At 69.0% G+C, this 15,539-nt stretch carries 12 protein-coding genes and 6 pseudogenes; 7 read left to right on the top strand and 11 right to left on the bottom strand.

The features are described 5' to 3' along the window. Window positions 1-3 precede the first annotated feature (3 nt). Together K6K41_RS15050 and K6K41_RS15045 are read right to left on the bottom strand one after the other, a co-directional pair. Window positions 4-609: an alpha-ketoglutarate-dependent dioxygenase AlkB gene (locus tag K6K41_RS15050; protein WP_261405746.1), complete on the bottom strand. Its 606-nt coding sequence runs from the start codon at window positions 607-609 to the stop codon at window positions 4-6. 17 nt (window positions 610-626) lie between these two features. Continuing rightward, window positions 627-1,514, bottom strand: a complete 888-nt coding sequence (locus tag K6K41_RS15045) for a methyltransferase domain-containing protein (RefSeq protein WP_261401205.1) — start codon at window positions 1,512-1,514, stop codon at window positions 627-629. A 234-nt stretch (window positions 1,515-1,748) separates the two neighbouring features. On the opposite strand from K6K41_RS15045, the gene K6K41_RS15040 reads away from it, so the two are divergent. The 4 genes and pseudogenes from K6K41_RS15040 to K6K41_RS15025 all read left to right on the top strand — a co-directional run bounded on the left by K6K41_RS15040 (window position 1,749) and on the right by K6K41_RS15025 (window position 7,433). Continuing rightward, entirely contained in the window at window positions 1,749-2,456 is a 708-nt protein-coding gene (locus K6K41_RS15040; RefSeq protein ID WP_261401204.1) for a hypothetical protein, read from the top strand. Window positions 2,457-3,532: 1,076 nt separating this feature from the next. Further along, window positions 3,533-5,457, top strand: a pseudogene (gene dnaK / locus K6K41_RS15035) (molecular chaperone DnaK). A 114-nt stretch (window positions 5,458-5,571) separates the two neighbouring features. Then, window positions 5,572-6,708, top strand: a complete 1,137-nt coding sequence (gene dnaJ / locus K6K41_RS15030) for a molecular chaperone DnaJ (RefSeq protein WP_261401203.1) — start codon at window positions 5,572-5,574, stop codon at window positions 6,706-6,708. 101 nt (window positions 6,709-6,809) lie between these two features. After that, the gene (locus K6K41_RS15025) at window positions 6,810-7,433 is read left to right on the top strand and encodes a class I SAM-dependent methyltransferase (protein WP_261401202.1); all 624 of its coding nucleotides are present in this window, start codon (window positions 6,810-6,812) and stop codon (window positions 7,431-7,433) included. Between the two features lie 556 nt (window positions 7,434-7,989). On the opposite strand, the pseudogene K6K41_RS15020 reads toward K6K41_RS15025, so the two are convergent. Next, a pseudogene (locus K6K41_RS15020) lies at window positions 7,990-8,508 on the bottom strand (ActR/PrrA/RegA family redox response regulator transcription factor); the annotation flags it as partial. 228 nt (window positions 8,509-8,736) lie between these two features. Further along, the gene (gene infC, locus K6K41_RS15015; RefSeq protein ID WP_261405745.1) at window positions 8,737-9,276 is read right to left on the bottom strand and encodes a translation initiation factor IF-3; all 540 of its coding nucleotides are present in this window, start codon (window positions 9,274-9,276) and stop codon (window positions 8,737-8,739) included. 301 nt (window positions 9,277-9,577) lie between these two features. Between infC and K6K41_RS15010 the strand changes: the two are divergent. From K6K41_RS15010 to K6K41_RS15000, 3 genes and pseudogenes are all read left to right on the top strand, one after another. Beyond that, a pseudogene (locus K6K41_RS15010) lies at window positions 9,578-9,997 on the top strand (YaiI/YqxD family protein); the annotation flags it as partial. A gap of 145 nt (window positions 9,998-10,142) precedes the next feature. Beyond that, window positions 10,143-11,087, top strand: a pseudogene (locus tag K6K41_RS15005) (MBL fold metallo-hydrolase). A gap of 139 nt (window positions 11,088-11,226) precedes the next feature. Next, window positions 11,227-11,670, top strand: coding sequence for a hypothetical protein (locus tag K6K41_RS15000; RefSeq protein ID WP_261401201.1), 444 nt, complete (start codon window positions 11,227-11,229; stop codon window positions 11,668-11,670). Here the strand turns inward: K6K41_RS15000 and cysK are convergent. The 7 genes and pseudogenes from cysK to K6K41_RS14965 all read right to left on the bottom strand — a co-directional run bounded on the left by cysK (window position 11,637) and on the right by K6K41_RS14965 (window position 15,534). Beyond that, window positions 11,637-12,550, bottom strand: a pseudogene (gene cysK, locus K6K41_RS14995) (cysteine synthase A). The gene K6K41_RS15000 and the pseudogene cysK sit on opposite strands and share 34 nt — an antisense overlap. 185 nt (window positions 12,551-12,735) lie before the next feature. After that, complete coding sequence (locus tag K6K41_RS14990; RefSeq protein WP_261401200.1) at window positions 12,736-12,864, bottom strand: hypothetical protein; 129 nt, start codon at window positions 12,862-12,864, stop codon at window positions 12,736-12,738. Window positions 12,865-12,869: 5 nt separating this feature from the next. After that, window positions 12,870-13,202, bottom strand: coding sequence for an RrF2 family transcriptional regulator (locus tag K6K41_RS14985; RefSeq protein WP_261401199.1), 333 nt, complete (start codon window positions 13,200-13,202; stop codon window positions 12,870-12,872). 33 nt (window positions 13,203-13,235) lie between these two features. Then, window positions 13,236-13,700, bottom strand: coding sequence for a dUTP diphosphatase (dut, locus tag K6K41_RS14980; RefSeq protein WP_261401198.1), 465 nt, complete (start codon window positions 13,698-13,700; stop codon window positions 13,236-13,238). Further along, window positions 13,697-14,916 (bottom strand): annotated as a pseudogene (gene coaBC, locus K6K41_RS14975) (bifunctional phosphopantothenoylcysteine decarboxylase/phosphopantothenate--cysteine ligase CoaBC). Before coaBC ends, dut begins: the two are co-directional and overlap by 4 nt. Beyond that, window positions 14,913-15,347: a type II toxin-antitoxin system VapC family toxin gene (locus tag K6K41_RS14970; protein ID WP_261401197.1), complete on the bottom strand. Its 435-nt coding sequence runs from the start codon at window positions 15,345-15,347 to the stop codon at window positions 14,913-14,915. The pseudogene coaBC and the gene K6K41_RS14970 overlap by 4 nt, the downstream one beginning before the upstream one ends. Then, window positions 15,316-15,534, bottom strand: coding sequence for a hypothetical protein (locus tag K6K41_RS14965; protein ID WP_428978620.1), 219 nt, complete (start codon window positions 15,532-15,534; stop codon window positions 15,316-15,318). Before K6K41_RS14965 ends, K6K41_RS14970 begins: the two co-directional genes overlap by 32 nt. Window positions 15,535-15,539 lie beyond the last annotated feature (5 nt).

Genomic DNA, 15,539 nt, shown 5'->3' with positions numbered 1-15,539 from the left:
GGGTCAGGACCGGCTCACCCGCCGCAGCGTGAGGTTGATCCGCCCGCCCTGCGGCAGCAGCGACGAGGTGCCGGAAAGGATCCGGTCGACGCCGTGGAAGGCGAGCCGCGCCGCGCCCGCGAGCGCCATCGCGTCGCCGGAGGCGAGGCGGAACGAGCGGGTCGGGTCGGAGCGCTTCACGCCGCCGATCCGGAACAGCGCCGTGTCGCCGAGCGAGAGCGAGACGACGGGCGCCTCGAGATCGTCTTCGTCGCGGTCCTGGTGCAGGCCCATGCGCGCGCCGGGCGCGTACCAGTTGAGGAGGCAGGCTTCGGGCGGACGCGCATAGCCGCCGATCTCCTCCCAGGCGCGCAGGAGCGTCTCGGGGATCGCGGGCCACGGACGGCCGGTCACGGGATGCGCAGGCTGATAGCGGTAGCCGCCGTCCTTGTCCGACACCCAGCCGAGCGGGCCGAAATTGGTCATGCGCACCGTAAACGGCTTTCCGGTGCGCGGCATTTCGGGCGTGAACAGCGGCGCCGCCTCGAGCGCCGCCCGAAGCTCGGCGAGGAGCGCGGCCTGGCGCTCGCCCGAGAGATAGCCGGGAGCCAGAAACGCTCCCTCGCCCAGATCGAGACGGTCCGCGCTCAGTTCGGCCGCCGGGCGAGGACGACGCCGTCGAGCATCGTCATGTCCATGTCGGGCGCGTCGAACGGCGCGGCGAGGCCGGTGGTCGAGGGCCCGACGAGTTCGGGCGCGACGACGCGCGACTTCGACACGTGGACGTCGCTCCAGCCGTTTGCGCGGAAGGCGCGCTCATAGTCCTTCGGGCGGCGCCGGTTCGGCTGGCCGGGGAAGAAGAACAGCCGGTAGAGGCTTTCGGGATAGCGGTAGATGTTGTTGGGGTCGTGCTCTCGGATCCAGCGCGAATGGGTCTGGAAGTCGACGATGTGGGCCGACTGGCAGCCGGGCCGGGCGACCTCGGTGCAGTCCGCGATGGTCTTCTCGATGTCGTCGTAATGCTCGAAGGCCGCGCAGCTCACGATGAGGTCGAAGCTGCGCCCGCCGGCGAGCCGCACGACGTCGAAGTCGCGGCCGGTCGCGTAGGTGAAGAGGTCCGAGCCGGGCGAGCGGACGATCTGCCGCGCGCGTTCGATGTCCTCCGGCCGGGCGTCGCCCTGGGGCAGGCAATCGAGCACGAGCTCGTGGAAGTCGGCGGTCTCGCGCGCGGCCAGCTGGAAGATGTCGACGGCGCGATAGGAGCGCGCGCCGTGGGCGAGGAACAGCACGCCCGCGCCGCGCGACGAGCCGGGGCAGAGCTCCAGCACGTCCTTGCCCCTCAGGTCGAAGTCGTCCGGCAGGAAGCGCCGCCAGCTGTCGAAGACGTCGTGCACATAGTCGATGCGGCCGCCGAGATCGTCGGACGCGACGGTGTTGGGGGTCGAATAGCCGGTCAGCTTGTCCTTCGACCAGGCGAGCGCCATGAACCCAAGTCCCAGGGCGTACATCGCCGTGTTGCGTAGATCGTGCGTCACGTCGGCCTCCTCCTCCGGTTGGTTTCGGGATGCGTTGGTCGGCCGAAAATTAGGATTTTAGGCAAGTTTGCAAAGCGGAAACGGCCCGAGGGGTAAACCAACCGGTAACGGATTTGGACAAAGGCCGACCTATCGTCGCGACGGCCTGGGGAGCGCGTTTCCGGATATCTCTTGAGCCTGACGGTGTTCGATCGATAAATAAGCGTCCCGTCTTCGCCCCGGAGATCAAAGCCCGTGTCGACAGAAGAGAAGATGTCCGGCTGGTTCGCGCTGAAGGCCGGAGCGATCGGGACCATCGCGGTCGGTATCGCGGGATATTTCGGCCATGCCGCGATCCAGATCGCGAGCGCGCCGCGCGACACCGTCGCCTACGACTTCATCCAGTCGGCCACCGGCCTCCTGAAGCGGGAGGAGGCGAAACCCGCGCCCGAGACCAGCCCGGAGCCGAGCGCCGAGCCGACGCGGCTGGCCGCAGCGCCCCGCGAGACGCCCGCGGCGCCGGCCTCCATGCAGGCCGAGCCGTCGCCGCCTCCGCTCGCCGAGCCCAAGAATGCTCCCATGGCCGCCGAGACCGCTCCTCAGGCCTCAGGGCCCTCGACCGCCGTCGCCCGTCCCGACCCGGCGCTCGACAAGGCGGCGCGCGGCGCCCGCGAGACCGCCGAGATGGCCGCCAGTCTCACCGCCAGGACCATGGCGACGCGCGGCGCGAAGCTCGTGGGCGTGCGCCACGACGAGACGGCTTCGCTCTGCGGCGGCCGCTACGGCGTCGAGGTCTATCCGGTGTCGCGCGCGGTGGTGCTGAAGCCCGACCAGAGCGCGACGTTCATCCGTCTCGGCGTCGGCCAGTCGCGCGACCTCGCGCCCGGCTGCCGGGTGGCGCTTAAGGCCACCAAGGAGACCGGCGTCGCTGAAGCCGATCTCGAGCAAACTGACGGTACGTGATGCGAAGGTCAGTCCGCGACGCGCACTGCGGGACTGGTCGCGAAGAAGGTCGTTTTCTCGTTGAATCGGGTCGCGAAAGCCGGTCTCGCGTCGACATAAGGCGACGACGGCGAACCAAACGTCGTTCGGATGGCAGGACGCCTTCTCCGCCATAAGCCGATCGAACGAATGGCCGGCGGCCTCTTCGCATAAGTCGCCTACGGTCCGAATGCGTTCGGGTATCGTCCGGCGCGCAAATTTGAAGACTTCGCGACCGACCGTGAACAGAGCGAAGGCCACGATCCCGGCGACGATCGCGTAGCCCCCGCTCATCACCTGGCCAAAAAGCACTGTGACGCCGAGCGTTGGGACTCCAACTTGCATCCAGGAGATCCAAGGCGACCGGTTCGCTTCCGCAATCGAAGGTCGATCTCCGCCGGGCGCGCAGAGCTTCGGCAGTTCCAATTCCGAGCGTTCGCCCAGAGCCTTCCATCTGGCGCGGATTGCAGCCCGCGTTCCGCAATCTGAAAAGAACACGGATATCGGAGACTGCGGCGTCAGCCGTTCCGCCACGCCGAGATCCACCGCCGCGCGGCGAAGCCGGTGGAACGTGATTTGGCTAAAACAGGCCGTAGATCGGTCCGCGCTCGCCGACAGCTTGCCAGCGATGAGATCTGAGTATTCGCCGACTGTCTCGACGCTCCGCGCTTCGTCGTCCGAAACCCGGATAGCGAAGAAAGCCTCGGCCTCGGTCACAAGAAGAACGTCGTCGCCATCTCCTTCGAGATTGAGTGTGTCGAGGCGTCGCATTGGCTTTCGGGTCAAACGGAGCTGCTCACGAAGATTGCCGGTGCGCGCCTGCGGCTGTCAAAGAGCAGGCTCGTCTTCATGCGCGGATGGTGAACGGCGGATCCTCTCTCACGCCGGCGTCATCACCTGACTTGCGGCTGGAATTTGGCGTCCTTATATACCCGCCGAACCGCGGAAACCGCGGAGAATTCAAGGGACCGAAGGGTTGCGTGACGGGCAGTGAAGCCTTTGCGCATGGCCGCTTCGGGGCCATCCGGTCCGCTTCATCGACTTAAGGGTATGGGCTAATGGGAAAAGTCATCGGGATCGACCTCGGAACCACCAACTCCTGCGTCGCCGTCATGGACGGCTCGACGCCCAAGGTCATCGAAAACTCTGAAGGCGCGCGCACGACGCCGTCGATCGTCGCCTTCGCGGACGGCGGCGAGCGCCTCGTCGGCCAGCCGGCCAAGCGCCAGGCGGTGACCAATCCCGACAAGACCTTCTTCGCGGTGAAGCGCCTCATCGGCCGCCGCTTCGACGACCCGATGGTCGAGAAGGACAAGAAGCTCGTCCCGTACAAGATCGTGAAGGGCGACAACGGCGACGCCTGGCTCGAGGCCGACGGCAAGACCTATTCGCCGAGCCAGATCTCCGCCTTCACGCTGCAGAAGATGAAGGAGACGGCCGAGGCCCATCTCGGCCAGAAGGTCGACCAGGCGGTCATCACCGTCCCGGCCTACTTCAACGACAGCCAGCGCCAGGCCACCAAGGACGCGGGCAAGATCGCGGGCCTCGAGGTCCTGCGCATCATCAACGAGCCGACCGCGGCCGCGCTCGCCTACGGCCTCGACAAGAAGTCCTCGGGCGTCATCGCGGTCTACGACCTCGGCGGCGGCACGTTCGACGTGTCGATCCTCGAGATCGGCGACGGCGTGTTCGAGGTGAAGTCGACCAACGGCGACACGTTCCTCGGCGGCGAAGACTTCGACATGCGCCTCGTCAGCTACTTCGCCGACGAGTTCAAGCGCGACCAGGGCATTGATCTGCGCAACGACAAGCTCGCGCTGCAGCGCCTGAAGGAAGCGGCCGAGAAGGCCAAGATCGAGCTGTCCTCCGCGACCCAGACCGACATCAACCTGCCCTACATCACGGCCGACGCCTCCGGTCCGAAGCATCTCACGCTCAAGCTCACCCGGGCGAAGTTCGAGAGCCTCGTCGACGACCTGATCCAGCGCACCATCGAGCCCTGCAAGGCGGCCCTGAAGGACGCCGGCGTCTCGGCCGGCCAGATCGACGAGGTCGTGCTCGTCGGCGGCATGACGCGCATGCCGAAGGTCACCGAGGCCGTGAAGCAGTTCTTCGGCAAGGAGCCGCACAAGGGCGTCAACCCGGACGAGGTCGTGGCGATCGGCGCGGCGATCCAGGCCGGCGTGCTGCAGGGCGACGTCAAGGACGTGCTGCTGCTCGACGTGACCCCGCTCTCGCTCGGCATCGAGACGCTCGGCGGCGTGTTCACGCGCCTCATCGACCGCAACACCACGATCCCGACCAAGAGAGCCAGACCTTCTCGACCGCCGAGGACAGCCAGAACGCGGTGACCATCCGCGTGTTCCAGGGCGAGCGCGAAATGGCGGCCGACAACAAGATGCTCGGCCAGTTCGACCTCGTCGGCATTCCGGCCGCGCCGCGCGGCGTGCCGCAGATCGAGGTGACGTTCGACATCGACGCCAACGGCATCGTCAACGTGACGGCCAAGGACAAGGCGACCAACAAGGAGCAGCAGATCCGGATCCAGGCGTCCGGCGGCCTCTCCGACGCCGACATCGAGAAGATGGTGAAGGACGCCGAGGCCAACGCCGAGGCCGACAAGAAGCGCCGCGCGCTGGTCGACGCCAAGAACCACGGCGAGGCGCTGATCCACACCTCCGAGAAGTCGCTCGCCGATCTCGGCGACAAGGCCCCGGCGGGCGACAAGGCCGCCATCGAGGCCGCTGTCGTCGAGCTCAAGGAGGCGCTCTCCGGCGAGGACGTCGAGGCCATCCAGGCCAAGACCAACGCGCTGGCCCAGGCCTCGATGAAGCTCGGCGAGGCGATGTACAGCCAGGGCGCCGGAGCCGGCGAAGGCCCCACGGGCCAGAACGACGCCGGCGCGGCTCAGGGCGAGGCCCAGAAGGACGACGTCGTCGACGCCGACTTCGAGGAAGTCGACGACAAGAAGAAGTCGGCCTGACGCAGCCGCGTCACAGACCACGCCCCCGCGACGCAGTAGAATGGCGATGCGGGGGCGTTTCGTTCCCGGACGAGACGTTCGGGCTTGGCGCCCGAAGACAATCTTTGATCGGCTATGTCCCGCACCTGCTTCTACGAAACCCTTGAAGTCGAGCGCACCGTCTCGGACGGCGAGCTCAAGGCCGCCTATCGGAAGGCTGCGATGCGGTGGCATCCGGACCGCAACCCGGGCGACGCCGGCGCCGAGGCGCGCTTCAAGGAGCTGAACGCCGCCTACGACACGCTCAAGGATCCGCAGAAGCGCGCGGCCTATGACCGCTTCGGCCACGCCGCCTTCGAGAACGGCGGCATGGGCGGCGGGCGCGGCCCCGGCGGCGGGCCCGACATGTCGGACTTCATGTCCGACATCTTCGAGAGCTTCTTCGGCGACGGGCGCGGGCGCGGCGGACAGCGCCAGTCCGGCGGCCGCGAGCGCGGCGCGGACCTGCGCTACAACATGGAGATCACGCTCGAGGACGCGTTTTCGGGCAAGACCGCCCAGATCCGCATCCCGACCAGCATCATGTGCGAGGCCTGCTCGGGCGCCGGCGCCAAGGCCGGCTCCAAGCCCCGCCAGTGCCCGACCTGCGGCGGCGCCGGCAAGGTGCGCTCGTCCCAGGGCTTCTTCCTGATGGAGCGCACCTGCCCGGCTTGCCACGGCCGCGGCGAGATCATCGACGATCCCTGCACGGACTGTTCGGGGGCCGGACGCGTCACCCGCGAGCGCACGCTCGAGGTCGCGATCCCGGCCGGCGTCGAGGACGGCACCCGCATCCGCCTCGCCGGCGAGGGCGAAGCGGGCCTGCGCGGTGGGCCGACGGGCGACCTCTACATCTTCCTGTCGATCGCCCCCCACCCGCTGTTCCAGCGCGACGGCGCCGACCTCTACTGCCGCGCCCCGATCCCGATGACGACCGCCGCGCTCGGCGGCTCGTTCGAGGCGCCGACGATCGACGGCGGCCGGACGCGCGTGAAGATCCCCGAGGGCGCACAGACCGGCATGCAGTTCCGCCTCAAGGGCAAGGGCATGCCGATCCTGCGCACCAAGGACTTCGGCGACATGTACATCCAGGCGACGGTGGAGATCCCCCAGCGCCTCACCGCGCGCCAGCGGCAGCTGCTCGAGGAGTTCGCGCAGGAGTCGTCGGAGGCCAACCATCCCGAGACCAGCGGATTCTTCAGCCGCGTGAAAGAGTTCTTCGGCGGCGTCTGAGGACGTTCGGCCGCACGAAGTGTTGCCGCGCGGTCATCGCCATGACGCAAGCGCCGCGCTAGATGTCATAGCCCCGCCGGTTGGATTTCTCTGAACCGCCCATGCTCGAGCACGCACGACGCAACGTCCGGCGGACCCCCGGTCAGGCCAAGCGCATCGACTTCACGGACGAGGCGCGTTTTCTAAAATCCTGGTTCGACAAGCCGCTGGTCACGGGCGCCGTCAGCCCCTCGGGCAAGGCGCTGGCGCGCATGATGGCGCGCTATGTCGACCCGGCCGAGCCCGGTTACGTGCTCGAGATCGGCCCCGGCACCGGGCCCGTCACCGAGGCGCTGCTCGAGCGCGGCGTCGCGCCCGAGCGCCTCGTGCTGATCGAGTTCAACGACGGGTTCGCGGACTTGCTGGAGAAGCGCTTTCCCGGCGTCACGGTCCATCGCGGCGACGCCTATGCGGTCGCAAAGACGCTTGCGGGCAAGCTCGACCAGCCGCTGACCGCCACCGTCTGCAGCCTGCCGCTGCTGACCAAGCCCGTGCGCCAGCGCGTGAGCCTGCTCGACCAGTGTTTCGGGATGTCGAGGCCGGGGGCCCCGTTCATCCAGTTCACCTACGGCCTCACGCCGCCGATCCCGCGCGAGGCCATCGGCGAGACGACGACCGCGGGCTCGCCGCGCGTGTGGATGAACCTGCCCCCGGCCCGCGTCTGGATCTACCGCCGCCCGGCCTGAGGGCGCTGCCCGCCGGACCCGACGCTTCAGCGCGAGACGCCGTCTCAGCGCGCATGCGTGAACCACCGTCCGTCATCCCGGCCGAAGAGCCGGGATCCAGAGCCGACGCCCTGCGCGAGCCTGTCGAACCGGATCGGTTCTGGATCCCGGGTCAGGCCCGGGATGACCCGGAGAGGATCGCGCGCCCGCTCCGGAGAGGCGGCCTCAGCGCGGCGCGTTCTCGGCGTAGCCCGCGCGAACCTCAGCCGTCATCCCGGCCGAGGAGCCGGGATCCAGAACCGACGTCCTGCGCAAACCTGTCGAACCGGATCGGTTCTGGATCCCGGGTCAGGCCCGGATGACCGTGGGCGGGCCCCGCGCCCGCTCCGAAGAGGCCGCCGCCTCAGCGAGGCGCGCTCTCGGCGCAGCGCACGCGAACCTCAGCCGTCATCCCGGCCGAAGAGCCGGGATCGAGAACCGACGTCCTGCGCAAACCTGTCGAACCGGATCGGTTCTGGATCCCGGGTCAAGCCGGGACGACCGGAGAGGATCGCGCGCCCGCTCCGGAGAGGCGGCCTCAGCGCGGCGCGCGTTTCGCCAGGATGCGCTGGAGCGTGCGGCGGTGCATGTTGAGGGCGCCGCGCGGTCTCCGAGACGTTCCGTCCGCAGAGCTCGTAGACCCGCTGGATGTGCTCCCAGCGCACCCGGTCGGCCGACATCGGATTCCTCGGGCGGCTCGGGCTTGTGGTCGCCGGCGATCAGCGCGTTGTGTATCTCGTCGGCGTCGGCGGGTTTGGCGAGATAGTCGACCGCGCCGAGCTTCACGGCCGTCACCGCGGTCGCGATGTTGCCGTAGCCGTCAGCACGATCCCGCGCGCGTCGGGCCGGCGGCCCTTCAGCGCCTGGATGACGTCGAGGCCCGACCCGTCGCCGAGCCCATGTCGACCACGGCGAAGGCCGGCGGAGAGCGGTCGACCGCTTCAAGCCCCTCGCGAACGCTCTCGGCCACGGTGACCGCGTAGCCGCGGGCCTCCATGGCGCGACCGAGGCGCTGCACGAAGGCCCGGTCGTCGTCCACGATAAGAAGGGTCATGTCCCCGGTCGGCGCGGGGGCTTCGATCCCCGGCGTGGCGTCGGCGTTCAACTGCATCCTCGTCTCTGACGTCCCCGCGCGGCGAATACACGAACGGCGCCGCGACCAATCGAAGCACTATACCGGAGCCCGCGGCCGATCAATGGCCGAAGGCGCCGACGAGGCTCGACGCCTTCGCGGGGCTGCCGAAAGGGTTAAGGCGCGGGCGGAATTGGGAAAGCCCGTGAAGCGTCAGCGAGGGGCCAGCACCATGGTCATCTGACGGCCCTCGAGCGACGGCGAGCTCTCCTCCTTGGCGATCTCGGTGACCTCTTCGCGCACCTTCATGAGGAGCCTCAGCCCGAGATCCTGATGGGCCATCTCACGGCCGCGGAACCTCAGCGTCACCTTGACCTTGTCGCCTTCGTCGAAGAACCGGCGCATCGCCTTCATCTTCACGTCGTAGTCGTGATCATCGATGTTCGGACGCATCTTGATCTCTTTGACTTCGACGATCTTCTGGTTCTTACGCGCCTCGGCGGCCTTCTTCTGGTTCTGGTACTTGTATTTGCCGTAGTCGAGCAGCTTGCAGACCGGCGGGACCGAGTTCGGCGCGATCTCGACAAGGTCGAGGCCTGCGTCCTCGGCCGCCTGCAGCGCGTCGTTGATCTTGGTCGGACCGAGATTCTGCCCATCAGCATTGATGAGCTGGACTTCCAGGACGCGGATCTCCTTGTTGACCCGGGGTCCATCTTTCTGGACCGGGGCGACAGGCCTCATAGGACGACGAATGGCTGCTCTCTCCTCTAGACGACTTTGGGGCGACGGCCGGCGTCAACGCAAAAAAACCCCGTGAGCGAACACGAGGCGCACATCGCGTCGACGGTGTGAACCGGCGGCGTCGGTCCCAAAGATCGTGACAAAGCCGTGAGAAGTCAATCTCCGGCGTGCGTTTTGCGGCACCTGCGGCGGCGCTTCGCCTCGCCATCGCCTGTCCGGCGCCCCATGACTGGGGCGGAAAACACCAGGAAAGACCGCCGTCTCGTGAGCCTTCCTCTCTCCGCATCTTTATGTCGACGCCGACGCATGCCCCGTGAAGGACGAGGTCTATCGCGTCGCCGAGCGTCATGGACTGGCCGTCACGCTTGTCGCGAACCGGTTCATGGCGACGCCGCGCGGCGGCCAGGTGCGGCTGCAGCTGGTGCCGGAGGGGCCCGACGCCGCCGACGACTGGATCGCCGAGCATATCGGCGCGCACGACGTCGTGGTGACGGCCGACATTCCGCTCGCCGCCCGCGCGCTCGCCAAGGGAGCGGCGGCGATCGGGACGACGGGCCGCCCCTTCACGGAGAACTCGATCGGCGCCGCGCTTGCGAGCCGCGAGCTGATGTCCCACCTGCGCGAGACCGGCGAGATCACCGGAGGCCCGCGGGCCTTCGGGCCGAAGGACCGGTCGCGCTTCCTTCAGGAGCTCGAACACGCCGTCACGCGCGCCAAGCGCGCGCTCGCCGCCGCCCCGGAGCCGCCCGACCCGCCGCAAGTTCCTCGGACTCGTCGCGCTACCGAGCCTTGCGGGCCTCGGCGGGTCGGCCTGGTGGAGCTGGTCGAAGGATCGCAATCCCTATTACGGCGGCCCGGTCTCCGACCACTTCGACGGCGTGCGCTTCTTCAATCCCGATCATCGCTGGTCGAAAAGCTTCGACGACATGATGCGCGGCGTCTGGTTCTCCAAGAAAGCCGAATGGCCGAAGAGCCGCCCCGGGACGCTCGACCGCCCCCGCAGCGGGTCGAGGGCGCGGCGCTGCGGGGGTCTCGGCCGTCGGCCACGCCACCCACCTGATCCAGGCCGCGGGGCTCAACATCCTTACCGACCCGGTCTGGTCGGAGCGCTGTTCGCCGGTCTCCTTCGCCGGTCCGAAGCGCGTGACGGCGCCCGGGATCGCGTTCGACGAGCTGCCGAAGATCGACGTCGTGCTGCTTAGCCACAACCACTACGACCACATGGACGTCGACACGCTCTCGCGGCTCGCGGCCCGCGACGCGCCCCGCGTCGTCGTCCCGCTCGGCAACGACGCCATCCTGAAGGCCCACGACGCGGCGATCCGCGCCGAAGCCCATGACTGGGCGCGCGCGTCGAGCTCGCGCCGGGCGTCTCGGCGACGCTTGCGCCGGCCTATCACTGGTCGGCCCGCGGGGTGACGGACCGGCGCAAGGCGCTCTGGTGCGCCTACGCGCTCGATCTCGGGCCGGCGGGGCGGGTCTATTTCGCCGGCGACACCGCGCTCGCCAAGGGCGCGACCTTCCGCGCCGCGCGCGCCGAGCACGGGCCGTTCCGGCTCGCGATCCTGCCGATCGGCGCCTACGAGCCGCGCTGGTTCATGCGCGACCAGCACATGAACGCAGAGGAAGCCGTCATCGCGCTCGAACTGCTCGGCGTGGAAGCCGCGATCGGCTGCCACTGGGGCGTGTTCCAGCTCACCGCCGAGGCGATCGACGCCCCCGCCGAGCAGCTCGCCGCGACGCTTGCGGCGAAACGCATGGCGCCGGAGCGGTTTCGCGCCCTGAAGCCCGGCGAGGTCTGGGAAAGCCAGCCGACGGCCTGACGGACCGTTCACCACCTGCGCGCCCGCCGATTGCGCCTCGCCCATGGGCGTCGCAGCATGCCGCGGCATGGTCGCAGACGAAAACAGGAACAGGCGGCCGCGCCGAGGCTAAGGCGTCGCGGCGATCGCACTGGGCGTCGTGCTCGGCCCGCCGATCGGCGGTCTGGCGCTGGGATTGATGGTCGGCCTCTCCGCCATCGGGCCGGACAATCCGTTGCCGAGCGCGCTCGCGTCCGGCCTCTCGGGCGGAATGACGTTCGCCGCCTTCGCGCACATCCCGGGACTGGTCCCGGAGCTTCTGGCCAGCCTCGGAATGATCGTCGCGACGCGGCGCGTCGCCAGCCTTCTGGGCCGGCTCGCCGTCGCGGCCTTCCTCGGCGCCGCGACCACGGGTCTGTTCCTGATCCCGCTCATCCACGCGAACGCGCCCAGAGGGACGCCGATCGCGGAGGCCGTCGTCTACGCGGCCCCCGCGATGCTGGCTGGCGCGATCGCGGCCCTCATCCTGACGGCGCTGGTCGAACGCATCCGGCCTCGCGCCGAAGGGCCTTACAGCCCCTCGAACAGCGCGGTCGAGAGATAGCGCTCGGCGAAGCTCGGGATGATGACCACGATGGTCTTGCCGGCGGCTTCTGGACGGGCCGCGACCTCGAGCGCCGCCGCCACCGCAGCCCCCGACGAGATGCCGACCGGGATGCCCTCGAGGCGCGCGACGAGACGCGCGGTCTCGAACGCGGTCTGGTTGCCGACGGTGACGACGTCGTCGATCACCTCGCGGTCGAGCACGCCCGGCACGAAGCCGGCGCCGATGCCCTGGATCTTATGCGGGCCGGGCTGGCCGCCCGACAGCACGGGAGAATCCTCCGGCTCCACCGCGACGATCTTCACCGAGGCCTTCTTGGCTTTCAGCACCTGGCCGACGCCCGTGATGGTGCCGCCGGTGCCGACGCCCGAGATCACGTAGTCGACCGCCCCTTGCGTGTCGTTCCAGATCTCCTCCGCGGTGGTGCGGCGGTGGATGTCCGGGTTCGCCGTTCTCGAACTGCTGCGGGATGACGGCGTTCGGGATCTCCTTCACGAGCTCCTGCGCGCGCGCCACGGCGCCCTTCATGCCCTTCGGGCCTTCGGTGAGCACGAGCTCGGCGCCGAGCAGCGCCAGCATCTTGCGGCGCTCCATCGACATGGTCTCGGGCATCACCAGGATGAGGCGATAGCCGCGCGCCGCCGCCACGAAGGCGAGCGCGATGCCGGTGTTGCCCGAGGTCGGCTCGACCAGGACGCTGTCGGGCTTCAGCACGCCGTCGCGCTCGAGCGCGTCGATCATGGCGACGCCGATGCGGTCCTTCACCGACGAGATCGGTTGAAGAATTCGAGCTTGGCCAGGATGCTGGCCTTCACGCCCTTGTGGGCCGCCAGCCGGTCGAGCCGCACCAGCGGGGTGTCGCCGATCGTGTGTCGGTGATCGAGTCGTAGACCTTGCCGCGGCCCGGCGCGCGGGCGGCGTCCTCGGACGGCTTGAGTGCGGCTGGCTCATGGCGAAGCTCCTTGCGCTCCGGTCGTCGCGCGACGCCGGGCGATCGTTCGGTTTTCCGGCCCCGAGGCTAACAAACCCACAGGGGACTGTCGATAAATTCAATGTAATACGTGGTCAGATCGTAAAATCGTAGGTCGGCCGCGCGTCCCCGAACACGGAGCGGCGCTCGGCCTCGCCGCAGAGATCGTCGACGGAGATATCGTCGAGGCGCTCGAGAAACGCCTCCGAGGCCGATCGGATCATCGGCGTCACCACGTCGGAGACGAGCGGGGAGACCTGCCGGTCGACCGCTCCCTGAGATCGTCCCGGCCGTCGTCGCCCTCGCCGAGGGCGGCGCGGACGATGTCGGCGATCGAGATGCGGCGGCGCGCTCGGGCGAGCTCGTAGCCGCCGCGCGGACCGCGCACGCCCCTGAGAATGTTGGCGCGCACCAGCACCTGCAGCAGCGTCTCCAGATGGCGCGGCGGCAGGCCGTGGCGGGCGGCCAGCGTCTTCGCCGCGATCGGCGTCGGCCGGGCGTGGTAGGCGATGTCGACGACGGCCGCCACAGCGAGAAGGCTGCGGCGAGGAAGCAGGTTCATCTCCGGATCATCCCGCGATCGCGGTCCTCAACATTACGTCCCCGTCGATCCGAACCCGCCTGCCCCTCTGCGACTGGGATCGAGCGTCGTGACTTCGACGATCTCGGCGCGCGCGACCGCCGCCATGACGAGCTGGGCGATGCGCGCGCCGCGCTCGACGACGAAGGGTTCGTCGCCGAGATTGACGAGAACGACCTTGACCTCGCCGCGATAGTCGGCGTCGACGGTTCCCGGCGAGTTGAGCACGGTGACGCCATGACGGAGCGCAAGCCCTGAACGAGGCCGGACCTGGGCCTCGTAGCCATAAGGGAACTGGAGCGACAACCCGGTCGGGACAAGGGCGCGCCCGCCCGGCGCGATCATGATCGGGTGATCTTCGGGAACGGCGGCCCGGAGATCCATTCCGGCGGCGCCGTCGGACTCGTAGGACGGGACGGCGAGGCCCTCGGCGTGCGGAAGCCGGAGAACGTTGAGCGGCACGACGGACGGACCGCTCATGAGCGCGTCTCCAGCATGTCGGCGAAGCGCGCGGCGAGCGCCTCGGCGACCGCCTCCTTGTCCATCGGCTCCCAGGATTCGACGCCCGCGGAGGTCACGAGATGGACGGCGTTCCGAACGCCGCCCATGACGCCGCTTTCCGGCGACACGTCGTTGGCGACGATGACGTCGCAGCCCTTGCGCGCGAGCTTGGCCTTGGCGTGCTCGATCACGTTCTCGGTCTCGGCCGCAAAGCCCACCAGCAGCTTCGGCCGCAGCGGCCCCTTCGCCACGCTCGCGAGGATGTCGGGGTTCTCGACGAGCGCGAGCGCCGGCGGACCGCCCGCGCCCTTCTTGATCTTCTGGGCCGCGCCCTCGACCCGCCAGTCGGCGACGGCTGCGGCGAAGACGCCGAGATCGACCGGCGGGCCGTCCGACAAGGCCGCCTCCACCGCCGCCAGCATCTCGCGCGCGCTCTCGACCTTCACGACGCTGACCCCCTTGGGATCGGCGATCGCCACCGGTCCGGAGACGAGCGTCACCTGCGCCCCCGCGCGCGCCGCCGCGGCCGCGATCGCGTGGCCCTGGCGGCCCGACGAGCGGTTGGCCAGCACCCGCACTGGGTCGATCGGCTCGTGGGTCGGGCCCGAGGTGACGAGGACGCGCCTGCCCGCGAGGAGGCCGGAGGCCGCCGCCGCGCCAAGCGCCGCCTCGACCGCCGCCACGATCTCGAGCGGCTCGCTCATGCGCCCGAGGCCGCTTTCGCCGCGCTCGGCCATCAGCCCTTCGCCCGGCCCCACGAAGGCGACACCGTCGGCCGTGAGGCGCTCGACGTTGCGGCGGGTCGCGGGCGCGGCCCACATGGTCGGGTTCATGGCGGGCGCCGCGAGGACGGGCGCGGTCGTGGCGAGCAGCGCCGTGGAGGCGAGGTCGTTGGCGAGCCCGTTGGCCATCTTGGCGAGGAGATCTGCGGTCGCCGGCGCCACCACCACGAGGTCGGCGTCGCGGGCGAGCCGGATGTGGCCGACGTCGTGCTCGTCGGTGAGGTCGAACAGCTCCTCGAAGCAGCGCTCTCCGGTGAGCGTCGCGACCGAGAGCGGCGTCACGAACTCGGCCGCGGCCTTGGTGAGGATCGCGCGAACGGAATGGCCGCGCTCCTTCAGGCGCGGATCAGGTCCAGCGACTTGTAGGCCGCGATGCCGCCGCCGATGACGAGAAGGATACGCTTTTGGGTCATGCGGCCGGGTGATCCCAGGGGTTGATCAACGCGACGCCGACTTGATCGAAGTCCCGCGTGTTCCGCGTCGCCACGGCGCAGCCCCGACTGGCCGCGATCGCCAGGATCTGAAAGTCGAACGCGTGGAAGTGCCGGCCTTTCCTGCGCCGCTCCGCGAGCAGCGGGCCGAACCGCTCCGCCGCTGGCACGTCGAACGAGAAAATCCGGTCGCTGAAGAAGGTCGAAAACAGACGTCTTGCGCCCGTCTCCAATTCGGCGCGCCTCCGACCCGAGGGCATCTTGTGCACGCCCACGGCGATCTCGGCCACGGAGATCGACGTGGTGGCCAGGTCAGCGAGATTTCGCGCTCTCATCCACTCGAAGACCGCCGATGACCGCTCGCCCGGCGGCCTCATGATCTCAGACAGAACGTTCGTGTCGAGGATGATCATCGAGATCGTGTTCAGGGCCGCTGAAATCGGGCGGCTCCCTCATGGGTTCGCGCGGAGGAATATCGAGATTGACGCCCCCGAGCGGGTCGAAGATCGAAGCGATCGCGTCGGCGAGATTTCCGGGAAGAGGCTCGTCGGAAACCTTTTCGACGGACGCGTCCAACACCCGCCGCGCCTCGTCCTCCATCGACC

Source organism: Chenggangzhangella methanolivorans, assembly GCF_019797865.1.
Classification (GTDB): domain Bacteria; phylum Pseudomonadota; class Alphaproteobacteria; order Rhizobiales; family Methylopilaceae; genus Methylopila; species Methylopila methanolivorans.
This window is presented reverse-complemented; position numbering and strand designations above follow the sequence as displayed.